This window comes from Serratia sp. CY40230, from assembly GCF_052168835.1.
In the GTDB taxonomy this organism is placed as follows: Bacteria; Pseudomonadota; Gammaproteobacteria; order Enterobacterales; family Enterobacteriaceae; genus Serratia; species Serratia nematodiphila.
The window spans coordinates 452,276-470,857 of the sequence record NZ_JBJNLX010000004.1 but is presented as its reverse complement, the minus strand read 5'-3'; the positions used below and the strand labels follow the sequence as shown (position 1 = coordinate 470,857).

General features: G+C 61.0%; 16 protein-coding genes. 1 reads left to right on the top strand and 15 read right to left on the bottom strand.

The features are described from left to right. From ACJ8IJ_RS16810 to mraZ, 12 genes are all read right to left on the bottom strand, one after another. Complete coding sequence (locus ACJ8IJ_RS16810; protein WP_131165220.1) at nucleotides 1–921, bottom strand: D-alanine--D-alanine ligase; 921 nt, start codon at nucleotides 919–921, stop codon at nucleotides 1–3. After that, nucleotides 914–2,389: a UDP-N-acetylmuramate--L-alanine ligase gene (gene murC, locus ACJ8IJ_RS16805; protein WP_028127852.1), complete on the bottom strand. Its 1,476-nt coding sequence runs from the start codon at nucleotides 2,387–2,389 to the stop codon at nucleotides 914–916. The genes ACJ8IJ_RS16810 and murC overlap by 8 nt, the downstream gene beginning before the upstream one ends. An 84-nt stretch (nucleotides 2,390–2,473) precedes the next feature. Beyond that, nucleotides 2,474–3,538 (bottom strand): undecaprenyldiphospho-muramoylpentapeptide beta-N-acetylglucosaminyltransferase, encoded by a 1,065-nt coding sequence (gene murG, locus ACJ8IJ_RS16800; protein ID WP_004932773.1) that lies wholly within the window; start codon nucleotides 3,536–3,538, stop codon nucleotides 2,474–2,476. 3 nt (nucleotides 3,539–3,541) lie between these two features. Next, nucleotides 3,542–4,744 carry a cell division protein FtsW gene (gene ftsW, locus ACJ8IJ_RS16795; protein WP_004932776.1) on the bottom strand — a complete coding sequence of 401 codons (1,203 nt, stop codon included), beginning with the start codon at nucleotides 4,742–4,744 and terminating at the stop codon, nucleotides 3,542–3,544. Next, nucleotides 4,741–6,060, bottom strand: coding sequence for a UDP-N-acetylmuramoyl-L-alanine--D-glutamate ligase (gene murD / locus ACJ8IJ_RS16790; RefSeq protein WP_025301569.1), 1,320 nt, complete (start codon nucleotides 6,058–6,060; stop codon nucleotides 4,741–4,743). Before murD ends, ftsW begins: the two co-directional genes overlap by 4 nt. 2 nt (nucleotides 6,061–6,062) lie before the next feature. Continuing rightward, on the bottom strand, nucleotides 6,063–7,145 hold the full coding sequence (gene mraY, locus ACJ8IJ_RS16785; protein WP_004932782.1) for a phospho-N-acetylmuramoyl-pentapeptide-transferase: 1,083 nt from the start codon (nucleotides 7,143–7,145) through the stop codon (nucleotides 6,063–6,065). Then, on the bottom strand, nucleotides 7,139–8,500 hold the full coding sequence (murF, locus tag ACJ8IJ_RS16780; RefSeq protein ID WP_442518831.1) for a UDP-N-acetylmuramoyl-tripeptide--D-alanyl-D-alanine ligase: 1,362 nt from the start codon (nucleotides 8,498–8,500) through the stop codon (nucleotides 7,139–7,141). The genes mraY and murF overlap by 7 nt, the downstream gene beginning before the upstream one ends. Continuing rightward, entirely contained in the window at nucleotides 8,497–9,984 is a 1,488-nt protein-coding gene (gene murE / locus ACJ8IJ_RS16775) for a UDP-N-acetylmuramoyl-L-alanyl-D-glutamate--2,6-diaminopimelate ligase (protein WP_131165218.1), read from the bottom strand. The genes murF and murE overlap by 4 nt, the downstream gene beginning before the upstream one ends. Next, the gene (locus ACJ8IJ_RS16770; RefSeq protein ID WP_004932790.1) at nucleotides 9,971–11,734 is read right to left on the bottom strand and encodes a peptidoglycan glycosyltransferase FtsI; all 1,764 of its coding nucleotides are present in this window, start codon (nucleotides 11,732–11,734) and stop codon (nucleotides 9,971–9,973) included. Before ACJ8IJ_RS16770 ends, murE begins: the two co-directional genes overlap by 14 nt. Nucleotides 11,735–11,776: 42 nt before the next feature. Further along, on the bottom strand, nucleotides 11,777–12,097 hold the full coding sequence (gene ftsL / locus ACJ8IJ_RS16765; RefSeq protein ID WP_015376645.1) for a cell division protein FtsL: 321 nt from the start codon (nucleotides 12,095–12,097) through the stop codon (nucleotides 11,777–11,779). Beyond that, entirely contained in the window at nucleotides 12,094–13,035 is a 942-nt protein-coding gene (rsmH, locus tag ACJ8IJ_RS16760) for a 16S rRNA (cytosine(1402)-N(4))-methyltransferase RsmH (RefSeq protein ID WP_004932794.1), read from the bottom strand. Before rsmH ends, ftsL begins: the two co-directional genes overlap by 4 nt. Nucleotides 13,036–13,037: 2 nt before the next feature. Next, nucleotides 13,038–13,496: a division/cell wall cluster transcriptional repressor MraZ gene (gene mraZ / locus ACJ8IJ_RS16755; protein WP_004932796.1), complete on the bottom strand. Its 459-nt coding sequence runs from the start codon at nucleotides 13,494–13,496 to the stop codon at nucleotides 13,038–13,040. 862 nt (nucleotides 13,497–14,358) lie between these two features. Here mraZ and ACJ8IJ_RS16750 point away from each other — a divergent pair. Continuing rightward, on the top strand, nucleotides 14,359–14,799 hold the full coding sequence (locus tag ACJ8IJ_RS16750; RefSeq protein ID WP_004932798.1) for an L-alanine exporter AlaE: 441 nt from the start codon (nucleotides 14,359–14,361) through the stop codon (nucleotides 14,797–14,799). Nucleotides 14,800–14,836: 37 nt separating this feature from the next. Here ACJ8IJ_RS16750 and cra read toward each other — a convergent pair whose 3' ends face one another. The 3 genes from cra to ilvI all read right to left on the bottom strand — a co-directional run bounded on the left by cra (nucleotide 14,837) and on the right by ilvI (nucleotide 18,286). Then, complete coding sequence (cra, locus tag ACJ8IJ_RS16745; RefSeq protein WP_442518830.1) at nucleotides 14,837–15,841, bottom strand: catabolite repressor/activator; 1,005 nt, start codon at nucleotides 15,839–15,841, stop codon at nucleotides 14,837–14,839. A gap of 217 nt (nucleotides 15,842–16,058) precedes the next feature. Next, entirely contained in the window at nucleotides 16,059–16,550 is a 492-nt protein-coding gene (gene ilvN / locus ACJ8IJ_RS16740; RefSeq protein ID WP_004932806.1) for an acetolactate synthase small subunit, read from the bottom strand. A gap of 2 nt (nucleotides 16,551–16,552) precedes the next feature. Next, on the bottom strand, nucleotides 16,553–18,286 hold the full coding sequence (gene ilvI / locus ACJ8IJ_RS16735) for an acetolactate synthase 3 large subunit (RefSeq protein WP_442518829.1): 1,734 nt from the start codon (nucleotides 18,284–18,286) through the stop codon (nucleotides 16,553–16,555). Nucleotides 18,287–18,582: the final 296 nt, after the last annotated feature.

The window sequence follows — 18,582 nt, the reverse complement described above, 5'->3', positions numbered from 1 at the left end:
TCAGTCGGCCAACTCCAAAATTCTCGCCACCAACTGCGAGAAGCTTAATCCAAACTGGCGCGCCGCCATCGGCACCAGGCTATGACTGGTCATGCCCGGAGAGGTGTTCACCTCAAGCAGATAGAAGCGGCCATCGCTGTCTTGCATCACGTCGACGCGGCCCCAGCCGCTGCAGTCCAGACCGCGGTAGGCGCGCAGCGCCAACGCCGCCATCTCGGCTTCCTGCTCGGCGCTCAAACCGCTCGGGCAGAAGTACTGCGTATCGTCCGAAATGTACTTGGCCTGATAGTCGTAAAACACGCCGGCCGGCTGGATGCGGATCGACGGCAGAACCTGGTCGCCCAGCATCGCCACGGTGTATTCCGGGCCGCTCAACCACTTCTCCACCAGCACATCGTCGTCATGGCGGAAGGCCTCTTCCAACGCCGCTTCCAACGCAGCGCTTTCGGTGACCTTGCTCATACCGACGCTGGAGCCTTCACGGCTCGGCTTGACGATCAGCGGCAAACCGAGATCCGCCACGCGCGCCAACAGCGCCGCTTTTTCGGCGCCGAGGTACAGCTGGCGATTCAGCGCCACGTAAGGCGCCACCGGTAAGCCCATCGACTGCCACACCATCTTGGTGCGCCATTTGTCCATGGTCAGCGCCGAGGCCATTACGCCGCTGCCGGTATAAGGCAGCTCGAGGAACTCCAGCAGCCCCTGCAGGGTGCCGTCCTCGCCGCCGCGGCCGTGCAGCGCGATAAACACTTTGGTGAACCCTTGATCTTTCAGCTGGGTCACCGGGAAATCGCGGGTATCGACGCCGTGCGCATCGATACCGGCTTCGCGCAGCCCGGCCAGCACCGCGGCGCCGGATTGCAGGGAAACTTCGCGTTCGGCGGAGGTGCCGCCCAGCAGAACTGCAACTTTATCAGCCATGGTGCTCCTCCTCTTTCTTCGGCGGCTGCAGCTTCAGCTCGGCCAGTTTACGGGCGATTTTGCCCACGTTGCCGGCGCCCTGCACCAGCACCAGGTCTTCATCCTGCAGCAGCTGCGCCAGGGTTTCCGGCACGCTATCGGCATCGGAAACCAGGATCGGATCCAGCTTGCCGCGGCTGCGGATGGTGCGGCACAGCGAACGGCTGTCCGCGCCCGGGATCGGCGCTTCGCCGGCGGCGTACACGTCGAGCATCAGCAGCACATCCACCTGCGACAGCACGTTGGCGAAATCGTCGTACAGATCGCGGGTGCGCGTATAACGGTGCGGCTGGAAGATCATCACCAGTCGCTTGTCCGGCCAGCCGGCGCGCGCCGCTTTCAGCGTGGCGTCCACCTCGGTCGGATGGTGGCCGTAATCGTCCACCAGCATCGCGCTGCCCGCTTTGCCGTTGACCGGTTCCAGCGGGAACTCGCCGAGGAAATCGAAGCGGCGCCCGGTGCCCTGGAAGCCCGCCAGCGCGCGCAGGATATCTTCGTCGTCGATGCCTTCTTCGGTCGCTACCGCCACCGCCGCCGCTGCGTTCAACGCATTGTGGCGGCCCGGCGCGTTCAGCGTCACCGTCAGCAACGGCTTGTCCTGGCGGCTCAGGGTAAAGTGCCCCTGCGGCCCAATCTGCCGGTAGTCTTCGATGCGCACATCGGCATCCTCACTGAAGCCGTAGGTGGTGATATGGCGACCCACGCGCGGCAACAGCTCACGCACCACCGGATCGTCAATGCACATCACCGCGCGGCCGTAGAACGGCAGGTTGTGCAAGAAATTGATAAACGTCTGTTTCAGGTTCTCGAAGTCGCCCTGGTACGTGTCCATGTGGTCGGCTTCAATGTTGGTGACCACGGCCACCATCGGCTGCAGATGCAGGAACGACGCATCGCTCTCATCCGCCTCCGCGATCAGATAACGGCTGGACCCTAGTCGCGCGTGGGTGCCCGCCGCCTTCACCAGCCCGCCGTTAACGAAGGTCGGGTCCAGGCGGGCTTCGGCATAAATGCTCGAGACCATCGCCGTGGTGGTGGTTTTGCCGTGCGTGCCGGCAATAGCGATGCCGTGACGAAAACGCATCAGCTCCGCCAGCATTTCAGCGCGGCGGATCACCGGGATGCGCGCTTCACGAGCGGCGACGATCTCCGGGTTGTCGGCGGAGATGGCGGTAGAGACCACCACCACGCTCGCATCCAGCACGTTTTCCGGACGGTGATTGAAATAAATCGTCGCTCCGAGCGCGCTCAACTGTTGGGTCACCGGATTCGGCGCCAGGTCGGAGCCGCTGATCTGATACCCTTCGTTTGCCAACACTTCGGCGATACCACCCATGCCGGCGCCACCGATGCCGACAAAGTGAATGTGCCGGACGCGACGCATCTCGGGCACGATAGTACGTAGTTTCGCCAGTTGTTGTGTATTCATCACTCTCTCTAATCCGGACCCGGTACCCCGGCCCTGCATCACATTGCTTTTATTCAGGTTCGGCGCACCGAACCCCTGCACTCATTACTTGGCGAGCCGCACCAGCTCCGCCGCCACGCGCTCGGTGGCGTCCGGAATGGCGACCGCACGCGCTTTCTCGGCCATGGCCAGCAGCGTCTTGCGATCCCAGCTCGCCAGCAGTTCGGCCACCACATCGGCGTTAAACTGCGGCTGTTCGATAATCTTCGCCGCGCCGGCTTCTTCCAGCGGACGTGCATTCCAGTACTGCTGACGATCCTTATGCATGAACGGCACGAAGATCGCCGGCAGCCCCGCCGCCGCGATTTCGCTGACGGTCAACGCGCCGGAGCGGCAGACCACCACGTCGGCCCAGGCATAGGCGGCGGCCATGTCGTCGATGAACTCGGTCACCTTGTGCTGCGTCTGCCCTACCCTCTCGTAGTCACGCAGCACCGTTTCCAGCGCGCCCTTGCCAACCTGATGCCAGAGCGTAATTCTATCGCCCAAACGCGCCGCGACTTCAGGAACTGTCTGATTCAGCACGCGGGCGCCCTGACTTCCGCCAATCACCAGCACGCGGATCGGGCCTTCGCGCCCTTGCAACCGCTCCGCCGGCAACGGCAGCGCCAGCACGTCGGTACGCACCGGGTTGCCCACCACCTCGGCGTTCGGGAACGCGCCGGGGAAGGCCTGCATCACTTTGGCGGCGATGCGCGCCAGCCAGCGGTTGGTCAAACCGGCGATGCCGTTTTGCTCGTGCAGCACCACCGGGATGCCGCACTGCCAGGCCGCCAGGCCGCCGGGGCCGGAAACGTAGCCCCCCATCCCCAGCACCACATCCGGCTGATAACTGCGCATGATGGCTTTCGCCTGCCGCACCGCCTGCCAGATCCGCAGCGGCGCCGTCAACTGGGCCTTCAGGCCCTTGCCGCGCAGGCCGGAGATACGGATAAAATCAATCTCGATCCCGTGCTTCGGCACCAGATCGGCTTCCATTCGGTCTGCGGTTCCGAGCCAGCGCACCTGCCAGCCCTGCGCCATCAGATGATGCGCGACCGCCAGCCCCGGGAACACGTGCCCGCCGGTACCGCCTGCCATCACCATTAAACGCTTAGGTTTCCCGCTCATACCTTACCTCTTCACAAACGCCTGAGCCTTGGTCAGGCGCGTTTCATAATCAATTCGCAGCAACAGCACGATCGCCGTCGACATAATCAGCAGGCTCGAGCCGCCGTAACTGATCAGCGGCAGCGTCAGACCTTTGGTCGGCAGCATGCCTGCGGCGGCGCCGACGTTAACCAGCGCCTGGAAGCTGAACCACACGCCGATCGCGCAGGCCAGGAAGCCGGAGAAGCGTTGGTCGATCTCCAGCGCGCGGCGCCCGATGGACATCGCGCGAAAAGCGACGAAGAATACCATTAACAGGGCTAAAACCACACCGATATAGCCCAGTTCTTCACCCAAAATGGAGAAGATGAAGTCGGTGTGCGCTTCCGGCAAATACTCCAGTTTCTGCACCGAGTTGCCGAGCCCCTGCCCCCAGAACTCACCGCGGCCGAATGCCATCAGCGACTGGGTCAGCTGGTAGCCGCTGCCGAACGGGTCGGCCCACGGGTTCCAGAACGAGGTCACGCGGCGCATACGGTAAGGTTCCGCGATAATCAGCAGCACCACGGCGAACACGCCGGAGCCGATGATCGCCAGGAACTGCCACATTTTCGCGCCGGCCAGGAACAGCATCGCCAGCGTGGTGATGAACAGCACCACCACGGTGCCGAGATCCGGTTGCGCCAGCAGCAGCACCGCCAGCACCACCATGACGCCCATCGGCTTACAGAAGCCCCAGAAGTTGCTGCGCACCTCTTCCACCTTGCGCACCAGATAGCTCGCCAGATAGCAGAACAGCGACAGCTTGGACAGCTCCGCCGGCTGAATACGCAGCGGGCCGAGCGCGATCCAGCGCGAGGCCCCGTTCACCGAGCTCCCCACCACCAGGACGATCAGCAGCATCACGATCGACATCAGCAGCATCACGTTGCTGTAGCGCTGCCAAACTTCCATCGGGATGCGCAGCGTCACCAGCGACAGGCCGAACGCCAGGCCGAGGTACAGCGCATCACGCTTGGCGAACAGGAACGGATCGTCCGCCAGGCGTTGGCCGATCGGCATCGACGCCGAAGTCACCATCACGAAGCCGATGATCGCCAACCCGAAGGTCAGCCACAGCAGGGTGCGATCGTACAGCACCATGTTGACCGCGTCGTTGTCACGCGCGCCGGTCACCCAGTCTTTCATCCGTTCTGTCAGCCCGAAGTTCGGCAAGCGTAGTTTCATCCGCCAAGCTCCTGCGCCAGGCGGGCGAACTCATCGCCGCGCACTTCAAAATTACGGAACTGATCGAGACTGGCGCAGGCCGGCGACAACAGCACCATATCGCCGGGCTGTACGCGGCCGGCGATGGTGCGCATCGCCTGCTCCATGGTCTCGGTCAGCGTCGCCACTTCCGGCCGCAGCTGCGCCAGCTGGGCGCCGTCGCGGCCAAAGCAATACAGCCGCACGTTGTCGCCCTGCAGATAGCGCGCCAGCGGCGAGAAATCGGCGGACTTGCCGTCGCCGCCCAGCAGCAGATGCAGCGTGCCGTCCACCTGCAGGCCGTTCAGCGCCGCTTCGGTGCTGCCGACGTTGGTGGCTTTGGAATCGTTGATCCAACGCACGCCGTTGTGCTCCCAGGCCAGCTGGAAACGGTGCGCCAGGCCGGTAAAGGTGGTCAGCGCCTTCAGGCTGGAGGCTCGCGGGATATTGACCGCATCCGCCAACGCCAGCGCCGCCAGGGCGTTGGTGTAATTGTGGCGGCCGGTCAGCTTCATCTCGCGCGTATTCAGCACCTTCTCACCGCGCACCCGCAGCCAGGTTTCGCCCTGCTGACGGTTCAGGTGATAGTCGCCCACGTCCGCCCCGAAGCTGACGCAGCGCTCGTCGGCGCCGCGCACCGGCATGGTCAGCGCATCGTCCGCGTTCACCACGCACACCGCGGCGTTTTCATACACGCGCAGCTTGGCGCCGCGATACTGCTGCAGGCCAAATGGATAACGATCCATATGATCTTCGGTCACGTTCAGGATGGTCGCCGCCGCCGCTCGCAGGCTATACGTCGTTTCCAGCTGGAAGCTGGACAGCTCCAGCACATACAGCTGACATTCCTGACGCAACAGGCTCAGCGCCGGCAGGCCGATATTGCCGCCCACGCCTACCGCCCAACCGGCGGCTTTCGCCATTTCGCCCACCAGGGTGGTGACGGTGCTTTTGCCGTTGGAGCCGGTGATCGCCACGATCGGCGCCTGCGCCTCGCGGCAGAACAGTTCGACGTCGCCGACGATTTCCACGCCGGCGTCCGCTGCGGCGCTCAATGCCGGGGTCGCCAACGCGACGCCCGGGCTGGCGACGATCAGATCCGCCGCCAGCAGCCAGTCCTGATTCAAATCGCCCAGATGGCGCTCCACGCTTTCAGGCAGTTTGTCCAACCCTGGCGGCGCGATACGGGTATCCATCACGCGCGGCGTTACGCCGCGCGCCATGAAGAAATCGACACAGGACAGGCCGGTGAGGCCCAACCCGATGATGACGACTTTTCTACCCTGATAGTCTGCCATGATTAACGCACCTTCAGCGTTGCCAGGCCAATCAGCACCAGCATCAGCGAAATGATCCAGAAGCGCACGATCACGCGCGGTTCCGGCCAGCCTTTCAATTCATAGTGGTGGTGAATCGGCGCCATGCGGAAAATGCGTTGTCCGCGCAGCTTGAACGATCCCACCTGCAGGATCACCGACAGCGTCTCTACCACGAATACGCCGCCCATGATCACCAACAAGAACTCTTGGCGCAGCAGCACCGCGATGGTGCCCAGCGCGCCGCCCAGCGCCAGCGAACCGACGTCGCCCATAAATACCTGAGCCGGGTAGGTGTTGAACCACAGGAACCCAAGGCCGGCGCCGACGATGGCGGTGCAAACGATCACCAATTCACCGGCATGACGCAGATACGGAATATGCAGGTAGTTGGCGAAGTTCATGTTACCGGTCGCCCAGGCCACCAGCGCGAAACCGGCCGCCACGAATACCGTCGGCATAATCGCCAGGCCGTCCAGGCCGTCGGTCAGGTTGACCGCGTTGCTGGTGCCGACGATGACGAAATAGGCCAGCAGGATGTACAGCAAGCCCAGCTGCGGCATCACGTCCTTAAAGAACGGCACAACCAGCTCGGTGGCTGGCGTGTCTTTTCCTACGGCGTACATGGCGAATGCGACAATCAGCGCAATCACCGACTGCCAGAAATACTTCCAGCGGGCGATCAGCCCTTTGGTGTCCTTACGCACCACCTTGCGGTAGTCGTCGACGAAACCGACGATGCCGTAACCCACCAGTACAAACAGCACGCACCAGACATACGGGTTGGACGGGTAGGCCCACATCAGCACCGAAATGGTGATGGAGGTCAGGATCATGATGCCGCCCATGGTCGGCGTGCCGCGCTTGCTGAAGTGCGACTCGGGGCCGTCGTTACGCACCACCTGCCCGAAGGACATTTCTTGCAGACGCTTGATCACCCGCGGGCCCATCCACAACGACAGGAACAGCGCGGTCAGCAGGCTGACAATGGCTCGGAACGTCAGATAAGAAAAGACGTTGAAGCCTGAGTAATACTTGACCAAATGCTCGGCCAGCCAAACTAACATGGTGCTTTCTCCTGTAACGCGCGTACTACCTGCTCCATTGCGGCACTACGTGAACCTTTGATTAACACGGTGATGACCGCATGTTCCGACAGTAATTCCGCCACGCGCGCGATCACTGCTGTCTTGTCCTGATAATGTTCGCCATTGCCGGAGGCTTCGCTCAGCACGCGGCTCAACCCGCCGACGCTGATCACTTTGTCGACCCCGGCCTGGCGGGCGGCTTCACCCACCTGACGGTGGCACTCTTCCGCTTCTGCGCCCAGCTCGGCCATATCGCCGACCACCATCACGCGGTAGCCCGGCATCTCCGCCAGCACCTGCGCCGCCGCGGTCATCGACCCGACGTTGGCGTTGTAGCTGTCGTCCAGCAGCAGCTTGCCTTCGGCCAGCGCTACCGGGAACAAACGTCCCGGCACCGCCTGCAATTGTTTTAACCCCTGACGCACCGCTTCCAGGGTGGCGCCTACCGACATCGCCAGCGCCGTGGCCGCCAACGCGTTGGCCACGTTGTGGCGCCCCTGCAGCGGCAGCGCGATCTCGGCGGTGCCGAACGGGCTGTGCAGCGTAAACTGCGTGCCTGCGCCGTTCACCCGCACCTCGTCCGCGAAGAAGTCCACGCCTTCGGCGGCCTGCGGCGAGAAGCGCCAGACGGTTTTGCCGCCCAGCATGCTCTGCCAGTGCGGCCAGTCGTTGTTATCGGCGTTGATGATCGCCACGCCGTCGGCCGGCAGGCCGGTAAAGATTTCACCTTTCGCCTGGGCGACGCCGGCCAGCGAGCCGAAGCCTTCCAGGTGCGCGGCCGCCAGGTTGTTCACCAAAGCGGTCTGCGGACGCGTCAATGCGGTGGTGTATGCAATTTCGCCAATGTGGTTAGCGCCCAGCTCTATCACGGCAAAATCATGCTGCGGCGCCAGACGCAACAGCGTCAGCGGCACGCCGATGTCGTTATTGAAGTTGCCGGCGGTATACAGCACTTCGCCGCATTCACGCAGAATGGCGGCGGTCATTTCTTTCACCGATGTCTTGCCCGAGGAACCGGTCAGCGCCACCACGCGCGCCGGCACCTGTTGACGCACCCAGGCGCCAAGCTGGCCCAGCGCCAGACGGGTGTCTTGCACCACCAGCTGCGGCGCGTCCACTGATAAGCGCTTACTGACCAGCAGCGCCCCGGCGCCTGCGGCTACGGCATCCGCCGCGAAGTCGTGCGCGTCGAAACGCTCGCCTTTCAGCGCCACAAACAGGCAACCGGCGGTCACCTTGCGGGTGTCTGTCGTCACCTCGACAATTTGGCAATCGGCGCCCACCAGTTCAGCGCTCAATACCTCAGCCAGTGTCTGAAGAGAGACAGGGATCATGCCAGCACCCCCAGCAGTCGGGCGACCGTCGTGCGGTCGGAGTAATCCAGGCGGCGGTTGCCCACCAGTTGATAATCTTCGTGGCCTTTGCCCGCCACCAACACCACATCCTGCTCCTGCGCCTGCATAATAGCGCTGGTCACCGCTTCGGCGCGGCCGTGGATCACCAGCGCCTGCCCGGCGTCCAGCAATCCGGTCAGGATGTCGTTGATGATCGCGCGCGGCTCTTCGGTACGCGGGTTGTCATCGGTGATCACCACGCGATCGGCGAACTGCTCGGCGATGCCGCCCATCAGCGGACGCTTGCCCTTGTCGCGATCGCCGCCGCAGCCGAACACACACCACAGCTGCCCCTGGCAGTGCAGACGCGCGGCTTCCAGCGCTTTCTCCAGCGCATCCGGCGTGTGGGCGTAATCCACCACGACCGTCGGTTTGCCCGGCGCGTTGAACACTTCCATGCGGCCGCAGACCGGCTGCAGACGGCTGCCGGTTTCCACCAGCGCCGCCAGCGGATAGCCCAGCGACAGCAGCGTCGCCAATGCCAACAGCAGGTTGCTGACGTTGAACGCGCCCATCAGGCGGCTTTCAATCTCGCCGTCGCCCCAGCTGGAGCTGAAACGAACAGTCGCGCCGTTGTCGTGATAGTCGACCGCCGTGGTTTTCAGCCAGCGGCCGTGGCAGCCCGGCTGCAGATTGCCTTGCATCGTCACCGCTACCGCATCCGGCAATTTGCCGAGCCAGCGCTGACCGACTTCATCGTCGGCGTTGATGATCGCCTGCCCCACGTTGTGGGCGGCGAACAGCGACCATTTGGCCGCTTCGTAATTGGCCATATCACCGTGGTAATCCAGGTGATCGCGGCTCAGGTTGGTGAAGACCGCCGCAGCGAACGGCAGCGCCGCTACCCGGTGCTGCACCAAACCGTGGGAAGAAACTTCCATGGCGGCGAAGGTCGCGCCCTGTTCCGCCAACTCGTTTAATACGTGTTGAACATCCACCGCGGAACCGGTGGTATTCTCGGTCGGACACACCTGACCCAGCAGGCCGTTGCCGACGGTGCCCATCACCGCGCTGGTTTCGCCCAGCAGTTGGCTCCACTGCGCCAGCAGCTGCGTGGTGGTGGTTTTGCCGTTGGTGCCGGTCACGCCGACCAGGCGCAAGCGCTCGCCCGGCTGATGGTAAAAACGCCCGGCCAGCGCGGAAAGGCGCTGGTTCAGTTGGCTCAGGTAGATCACCGGCACGCCGTGCATCTCAACGATGGCGCCGTCTTCGGCCTGACCGTCAGCCTCGGCGATCACAGCGGCGACGCCCTGCGCGATGGCCTGCGGAATATAGCGGCGCCCATCCGTTTGATGGCCGACCACGGCGACAAACAGATCCCCGGCAGCCGCCACACGGCTGTCTAATGTCATTTCCCGCAGCGCGCGCCCGGGTGCCGTCGGCACCCACGGGGCGAGTAAGTCGCGCAAATTACGATCTGCCACCTGAACCCTCTTTCTTGTTAATCACTAATTCGCTTTTGTCACCGGTGGGCAACGCGTCAGGCTCGACGTTCATGGTGCGCAATACGCCGCCCATGATGGCGCCGAACACCGGCGCGGAGATTGCGCCACCATAGTATTTCCCACCCTGCGGGTCGTTGATGACGACCACCAGGGCAAAACGGGGGTTACTTGCCGGCGCGACGCCGGCGGTATAAGCGATGTATCGGTTGACGTATTTGCCGTCCGGGCCCACTTTTTTCGCGGTACCGGTTTTGATGGCGATACGGTATCCCTTGATGGCGGCTTTTACGCCGCCGCCGCCCGGCAAGGCCACGCTTTCCATCATGTGCACTACGGTGCGCACCAGAGGTTCAGGGAAAACGCGCTCGCCGGCAACCGGAGGGTCAACCTTGGTGATCGACAATGGGCGATACACGCCCAGGCTGCCGATCGTTGCATAGACTCGCGCCAACTGTAACGGAGTTACCATCAGCCCGTAGCCGAAAGAGAAGGTGGCCCTCTCTATGTCAGACCACCGTTGTTTTTTTGGGTATATGCCACTGCTTTCTCCGACCAGCCCCAAATTGGTCGCTTTTCCCAGCCCAAAACGAGAGTAAGTATCTACTAACGCTGAGGACGGCATCGCTAACGCCAGCTTTGAAACACCGACGTTACTCGACTTCTGCAAGATCCCGGTCAATGACAGCTCCGAGTACCGCGCCACGTCTTTGATCTCGTGGCCCTGAATGCGGTACGGGATGGTGTTCAGCACGCTGTTTTCTCTCACCACGCCGTTTTGCAGCGCGGTCATCACCACCATTGGCTTCACGGTTGAACCGGGTTCAAAAATATCGGTGATGGCGCGGTTACGCATGGTTTCTTTCGGCGTACCGGCCATGTTGTTCGGGTTGTAAGACGGGCTGTTGGCCATCGCCAGCACTTCGCCGGTGTTCACGTCGATCAGCACCGCAGTGCCCGATTCGGCCTTGTTGAACGCCACCGCATTGTTCAGCTCGCGATACACCAGCGCCTGCAGGCGCTCATCGACGCTCAGCACCAGGTTGTGCGCCGCTTGGCTGTCGACGGAGGAGATGTCTTCGATCACCCGGCCGAAGCGATCCTTACGCACCGTTCTCTCGCCCGGTTGCCCAGTCAGCCAGCGATCGAAGCTCTTCTCGACGCCTTCGATGCCTTGCCCGTCGATGTTGGTCACGCCGATGATGTGCGACGTCACCTGCCCCGCCGGATAGTAACGGCGCGACTCCTGCCGCAGGTAGATCCCCGGCAGCTTGAGTTTGTGGATGTAGTCGCCGATCGCCGGGTTAACCTGGCGCGCCAGATAAACGAAGCGCCCTTTCGGGTTGGCGTTGATGCGGTTGGAAAGCTGGTCCAGCGGGATGTTCAGCGCATCGGAAAGCGCTTTCCAGCGGCTGTCCAGCGTGATGCCGCCGCGCTCGTTCAGCTCTTTCGGATCGGCCCACACCGCATTGACCGGCACGCTGACCGCCAACGGGCGGCCGGCGCGATCGCTGATCATGCCGCGCGCGGTCGGCACTTCCTGCACGCGCAGCGAACGCATGTCGCCTTCTTTCACCAGACGATCGGGGTTGATGACCTGCAGGTACGCGACGCGCAACATCAGGCCAACCATCGCCAGCAAAATGCAGCCGCACAGCAACGCAAAACGCCAGCTGACAAAGCTGGCCTGATCTTCCTGGCGTCTCAACTTACCGGGGCGCGCTGCTTTCATGCGTTTCCTTTCTACTCCGTGTCATTATTCCGGTTAAACCATTCATTGTTTAACGATGATATTTTCCTGCGATGGATCAACGTGTTGCATCTGCAGTTTTTCTGTCGCGATACGTTCAACCCGGCTGTGATCGCCGAGGGCGTTCTCTTCTAAAATCAGGTTGCGCCACTCGATATCCAGCGCATCGCGCTCCAGAACCAGCTGCTCGCGCTCGGCGGTCAGCAGGCGGGTGCGGTGCGCGGTAGTCACCACGAAAATCGCGGAGACCAGTGACGCAATCAGTAAAATCAGGGGGATCTTGGCGTTGCGCAGCAGATCGCCGCCAATGACCCCAACCAGACCGTGACGTTCGTTGCCGATCACGCGGGCATCCTCTCAGCAATACGCAGCACCGAGCTGCGCGCACGCGGGTTGTCCGCCACTTCCGCTTCCGACGGCATCATTTTGCCCAGCGCTTTCAGCGTCCGGCCGCCCATGCCGCGCAGCTGCTCTTCGGTCAACGGAATGCCGGCCGGCACCTGGGCGCCGCGGCTGTGGTGACGCATAAAGCGTTTGACGATGCGGTCTTCCAGCGAGTGGAAGCTGATGATCGACAAACGGCCCTGTGGGGCCAGTACTTCCAGCGCGCCGTCGAGCGCACGCTCGATCTCTTCCAGCTCGCTGTTGATATAGATGCGGATCGCCTGGAAGCTGCGCGTCGCCGGGTGCTTGTGCTTTTCCCGGAACGGACTGGCATCGGCGATCAGATCCGCCAGCTCTTTGGTGCGCGTCATCGGCTCCACGCGGTTTCTTTCCACAATGGCGCGCGCGATGCGCTTGGCGAAACGCTCCTCGCCAAAGGTTTTCAGCACCCAGGCGATGTCGTCCGCTTCGGCCTTCATCAGCCATTCCGCGGCGGAGAGGCCGGTGGACGGATCCATGCGCATGTCCAGCGGGCCGTCGCGCATAAAGGAGAACCCGCGCTCCGCGTCGTCAAGCTGCGGCGAGGAAACGCCCAGATCGAGCAGAACGCCGTCGATCTTGCCCACCAGCTCGCGCTCCCGCACATAGTGCGACAACTCGGAAAATGGGCCGTGTACGATGGTAAAACGAGGATCTTCAATAGATTTGGCGGCTGCAATCGCCTGAGGGTCACGGTCAATCGCCAGCAAGCGCCCTTCCGGCCCCAGCTGGGACAGAATCAGACGAGAATGGCCACCGCGACCAAAAGTACCGTCGATATATATGCCGTTGCTGCGGATGTTGAGGCCGTTGACGGCTTCGTCCAGCAGGACGGTGGTGTGTTTATAGTTTTCCAACATGCTTATAGCGACAAGTCCTGTAGCCGCTCAGACAACGGTTCCTGAGTCGACTGTTCAGCGTCAATATCATCCTTGACTTGTTGATACCAGGTCTGTTCATCCCACAGTTCAAACTTGTTGAACTGACCGACCAGCATCACTTCTTTCGTGAGCCCGGCGTGTTGCCGCAGCGTACTGGCTAACAGCAAACGACCGGCACTATCCATCTGACACTCACTGGCATGCCCCAACAGCAGGCGCTGAACGCGGCGCTCGGCGGGATTCATGCTCGACAGACGTGATAATTTTTGTTCAATAATTTCCCATTCGGGCAAAGGATAAAGCAGCAGACAGGGCTGATGGAGGTCAATGGTACAGACCATTTGGCCTTGCGATTCCTCGTTGAGCAATTCCCGATATCGGGTAGGTACGGCGAGCCGCCCTTTGCTGTCGAGGTTGACCATCGTCGCTCCACGGAACATTCCTGAGCTACCCCTTAGTGACCGTTTTCACCACTTTACCCCACAAATTCCCACACAATGGAGTTTACGGAGGGTATGAAAACCTTGTCAAGCCAGAGCGCCAGCGCTTTGGCAATATTTCTCTGGTCATTTTGGGAGCTGACTCGCGAAAGAAACTCTGATTATTCGACGATTAAAAATTAACACCATGATAAACGGAGAGAATTTTCTAAGCGGAAAGAATCTGATTAAAAACCTGACGAACTGGCGATTAATTAACTCATTACTTCCTTCTGCAAGCCATGTCTCATTTTTCAGCTCGGCAATCTCAGGGCTGTAACCGCTGGCGAGCCGCGCCCGCCAAGGCTCGGCGCCAGGCGAACCGATCGCGGAATAAGGCCATAACTCCTTGAGTTAATAACGCTCAATCGTTATTCACCGTAAAACCGGGCGCTATTTTACTTCAATTTGCACCGCCGTGATGAGGCCGCGATAAAAATAAATGGCTCGGATATTACGAGCAGAAGTAATTTCGATTCAAATCAACTTGGTAAGATTATTCCCAAAATACCTGTTTACAATTATGGTTTCATTTTCTTACACCTTTATTTCCACAATTTTTGCCGGAAAAAATCCTCTTCAAAAACGAAAAATCGCAACCTTATGTTTTTAATCGATTTATTTAAAAACGCCGATTTTAATCTCTCCGCTCCATCCTACGCCCCTGTTCTGCGGGACAAAAAGCGAACAAATGTTAAAAATAAAAATATAAACCTAGTTAAAAAACACAATCCAGATTAGTACACTATAAAAAAGGCAAAATACCAGCCTTAACATCCAGCAATGAATGATTTAACAGAATTTTAACCATAAGGGGTGACGCATGCTTTCGCCCGCTACTCACTGGCGTAGCGCCGCTGCCGATACGTTCGCACTGGTGGTGTATTGCTTTATCGCCGGCATGGCGATAGAAGTGTTGATCTCAGGCATGAGCTTCCAGCAATCCCTCTCTTCACGCCTGTTGTCGATCCCGGTCAACATCCTGATCGCCTGGCCTTACGGCCGCTATCGCGATCTGTTTATCCGCACGGCGCGCCGCTGCCCGCGCGGCCAGTTCCTGCTGCGCAACCTCGCCGATCTGCTGGCCTACGTCAGCTTCCAGTCGCCGGTTTATGCCGCCATTCTATGGAGCGTAGGCGCCGACGGCCAACAAATGCTGGCGGCGGTAACCAGCAATGCGCTGGTCTCCATGGCGATGGGCGTGGTGTATGGCTATTTCCTGGAATACTGCCGGCGGCTGTTCCGGGTGGCGGATTACGTCTAAACCAGGAGCCCGCCAATGTGGGCCCCTGTCAGGCAAACTACTTGCGGCTCAGGCTGCCGCGGCGGAACAGATTGCGGCGAATGCGCGTCAGCCCCGGCTTGGGTTTACGCGGTTCGTCCAGGCTGGCCAGCACCAGCTCCAGCACGCGCTCGGCCACGTCGCGATGGCGCTGCGCTACCGCCAATACCGGACACTCCAGGAAATCCAACAGTTCATGATCGCCGAAGGTGGCAATCGCCAGATCGGTCGGCAAGCGGCCGCGTTGCTTCAGCGTCACGTCCATCACGCCCTGCAATAAAGAGAACGACGTGGTAAACAGCGCCTGCGGCATCGGGTGCGTTTTCAGCCATTCGGCAAACAGCGCGCCGGCGGCTTCGCGTTCATAGCTGTTGGCGTACAGGTAATCGACGTGGCGGGGATCCTCTTGCCAGGCCTGACGGAAGCCCTGCTCACGCAGGAAACTCACCGAAAGCTCCGGCAAGGCGCCCAGATACAGCACCGATTCAGCCGGGAAGGTGCGCAGGTCCTGCGCCAGCGCAAAGGCATCTTCCTGATCGGCGCCCACAACGCTGATGAAATGCTCGCGATCCAGCGCGCGGTCCAGCGCGATGATCGGCAGCGGATCGTTGGCCCAGCGTTGATAGAAAGGATGTTCCGGCGGCAAGGCGGTGGAGACGATAATGGCATCCACCTGGCGCTGCAACAGGTGCTCGATACAGCGCATTTCGTTGTCCGGCTGATCTTCGGAACAGGCGATCAGCAATTGATAACCCCGCTGGCGCGCCTGGCGCTCCAGGTAGTTGGCGATGCGGGTATAGCTGGTATTTTCCAGATCCGGGATCACCAGGCCGATAGAACGGGTGCGCCCGGCGCGCAGCCCCGCCGCGACGGCATTCGGGTGATAGTTATGCTCCCTGACCACGGCCATCACTTTCTCGACGGTTTTATCGCTGACACGATACTGCTTCGCCTTGCCGTTGATGACATAACTGGCCGTCGTGCGCGAAACGCCCGCGAGACGCGCGATTTCATCCAGTTTCACATTAACCCCTTAATGACGCTGAAAATAGAAGTGAAGGCTGTGCTCGGATTAACCATGGCATCCCGTACGGTTATTCAATCCAGCCTCTGCGATCTAACAGCAGAAAACACTGCCTAGCAACCGCTTTTGCCGAAAGGTGCCAGCAATCGGGCAAAAAATACCGAAAAACAAAGGGCGCAGCCACGCCGCGCCCCGATTATTCGCCGCCAGACCGCGCTCAGCGCATGATTTTGTCGCCGCGCGACACGCCGACCACGCCGGAACGCGCCACTTCCACGATCTCCGCCACTTCACGCACCGCGCTCAGGAAGGCGTCGAGCTTGTCGCTGGTGCCGGCCAGCTGCACCGTATACAGCGTCGCCGTCACATCAACAATCTGGCCGCGGAAAATGTCGGCGCAGCGCTTCACCTCTTCACGGCCGTAGCCGCTGGCCTGCAGCTTCACCAGCATGATCTCGCGCTCGACGTGAGCGCCCTGCACCAGCTCGCTGACGCGCAGCACGTCCACCAGCTTGTGCAACTGCTTCTCAATCTGCTCCAGCACTTTCTCGTCGCCGACGGTCTGGATAGTCATACGCGACAGCGTCGGATCGTCGGTCGGCGCCACCGTCAGGCTCTCGATGTTGTAACCGCGCTGGGAGAACAGCCCCACCACGCGCGACAGGGCGCCGGATTCGTTTTCCAGCAAGACAGATAAAATACGGCGCATGATCAGGTCCTCTCCGTTTTGCTAAGCCACATTTCGTCCATGCTTCCGCCGCGGATCTGCATCGGGTAGACATGTTCGGTTTCATCGACGGTCACGTCGACGAACACCAGCCGCTCTTTTTCCGCCAGCGCCTGCGCCAGCTTGCTTTCCAGCTCATCCGGCGTGCGGATGGCGATGCCGACATGGCCGTAAGCCTCGGCCAGCTTGACGAAGTCCGGCAGCGAATCCATGTAAGACTGCGAATGACGGCCGGAATAAATCATGTCCTGCCACTGCTTGACCATGCCCAGATAGCGGTTGTTGAGGTTCACCACCACCACCGGCAGGTTATATTGCAGCGCGGTGGACAGCTCCTGAATGTTCATCTGAATGCTGCCGTCGCCGGTCACGCACACCACGGTTTCCTCCGGCAGCGCCAGCTTGACGCCCAATGCCGCCGGCAGGCCGAAGCCCATGGTGCCGAGGCCGCCGGAGTTGATCCAACGGCGCGGTTTGTCGAACGGATAATAGAGCGCGGCGAACATCTGGTGCTGCCCCACGTCCGAGGTGACATAGGCGTCGCCTTTGGTCAGGCGATGCAGGGTTTCGATCACCGCCTGCGGCTTGATGGTGCCGCTGTTTTTGTCGTACCCCAAACAGTCGCGGGCGCGCCACTGTTCGATAGACTGCCACCAGTCGCGCAGCGCATCGTGATCCTGCGCCTTGTCATCCTGCGCCTTGTCATCCTGCGCCAACAGCTCCAGCATCTGCACCAGCACCTGTTTGGCATCGCCGACGATCGGGATATCAGCGTCCACCGTTTTGGAGATCGAGGTCGGATCGATATCGATGTGCAGCACGGTGGCGTCCGGGCAGTATTTGGCCAGATTGTTGGTCGTGCGATCGTCGAAACGCACGCCAACGGCGAAGATCACGTCGGCATGGTGCATGGTTTTATTGGCTTCATAGGTGCCGTGCATGCCGAGCATGCCGACACTCTGGCGATGGGTGCCGGGGAAAGCGCCCAGCCCCATCAGGCTGCTGGTCACCGGCAGGTTCAGCTGCTCCGCCAACGCCAACAGTTCGGCTTCGCAACCGGCGTTGATCGCGCCGCCGCCGACGTACATCACCGGCTTTTTGGCCGCCAGGATGGTTTGCAACGCGCGTTTGATCTGCCCGCGATGGCCCTGCACCGTCGGGTTGTAGGAACGCATGCTCACGTCCTGCGGATAGGCATAAGGCATCCGCACCGCCGGGCCGACGATGTCTTTCGGCAGATCGATCACCACCGGGCCGGGGCGGCCGCTGGAAGCCAGGTAAAAGGCCTTCTTCAACACCGCCGGGATGTCTTCGGTACGTTTCACCAGGAAGCTGTGTTTCACCACCGGCCGAGAAATCCCCACCATATCGCACTCCTGGAAGGCGTCGTAGCCGATCAGCGAGCTGGGCACCTGCCCCGACAGGACGACCATCGGGATCGAGTCCATATAGGCGGTGGCGATGCCGGTAATGGCGTTGGTGGCGCCGGGGCCGGAGGTCACCAGCACCACGCCCACTTCGCCGGTGGCGCGCGCATAACCGTCGGCCATGTGCACCGCACCTTGCTCGTGGCGCACCAGAATATGATCGATCCCTCCGACCGTATGCAGGGCGTCGTAGATATCGAGCACCGCCCCGCCGGGGTAGCCGAATACATGTTTAACGCCCTGATCGATCAACGATCGGACGACCATCTCGGCTCCTGACAACATCTCCATGGGTTTGCCTCCAGGCTTGCTTATTCTTCTCTGGCGCCGGAACGTAGCGCCTGCTGCGGGGGCAATGCCCCAAAGTTTTTATGGGTTGTCGCTATCGAATTAACATAACGTCAGAATATGGGGCAGGCAAACGGCAAAATGGCTTAACGGTGGCGGGGTTATTGCCAAGCGGCTGGAGATCGCAGCTTTATAAAAACAATGCGCTAGCCTCAGGGTTGTCGGGCTAGGCATTGTTTCGAACAGGAGGGAAATTACAGAACTAAATCAGGTGATGGATATGCCGCTTTTTTCGCCGG

Bases quoted from the DNA above. Each gene is read 5' to 3' on its own strand.
- murF (WP_442518831.1), bottom strand. From the start codon at position 8,500: ATGATCCCTGTCTCTCTTCAGACACTGGCTGAGGTATTGAGCGCTGAA.
- ftsW (WP_004932776.1), bottom strand. From the start codon at position 4,744: ATGAAACTACGCTTGCCGAACTTCGGGCTGACAGAACGGATGAAAGAC.
- murC (WP_028127852.1), bottom strand. From the start codon at position 2,389: ATGAATACACAACAACTGGCGAAACTACGTACTATCGTGCCCGAGATG.
- rsmH (WP_004932794.1), bottom strand. From the start codon at position 13,035: ATGTTGGAAAACTATAAACACACCACCGTCCTGCTGGACGAAGCCGTC.
- ACJ8IJ_RS16750 (WP_004932798.1), top strand. From the start codon at position 14,359: ATGCTTTCGCCCGCTACTCACTGGCGTAGCGCCGCTGCCGATACGTTC.
- murG (WP_004932773.1), bottom strand. From the start codon at position 3,538: ATGAGCGGGAAACCTAAGCGTTTAATGGTGATGGCAGGCGGTACCGGC.
- ACJ8IJ_RS16770 (WP_004932790.1), bottom strand. From the start codon at position 11,734: ATGAAAGCAGCGCGCCCCGGTAAGTTGAGACGCCAGGAAGATCAGGCC.
- mraY (WP_004932782.1), bottom strand. From the start codon at position 7,145: ATGTTAGTTTGGCTGGCCGAGCATTTGGTCAAGTATTACTCAGGCTTC.
- mraZ (WP_004932796.1), bottom strand. From the start codon at position 13,496: ATGTTCCGTGGAGCGACGATGGTCAACCTCGACAGCAAAGGGCGGCTC.
- ilvN (WP_004932806.1), bottom strand. From the start codon at position 16,550: ATGCGCCGTATTTTATCTGTCTTGCTGGAAAACGAATCCGGCGCCCTG.
- murD (WP_025301569.1), bottom strand. From the start codon at position 6,060: ATGGCAGACTATCAGGGTAGAAAAGTCGTCATCATCGGGTTGGGCCTC.
- ACJ8IJ_RS16810 (WP_131165220.1), bottom strand. From the start codon at position 921: ATGGCTGATAAAGTTGCAGTTCTGCTGGGCGGCACCTCCGCCGAACGC.
- ilvI (WP_442518829.1), bottom strand. From the start codon at position 18,286: ATGGAGATGTTGTCAGGAGCCGAGATGGTCGTCCGATCGTTGATCGAT.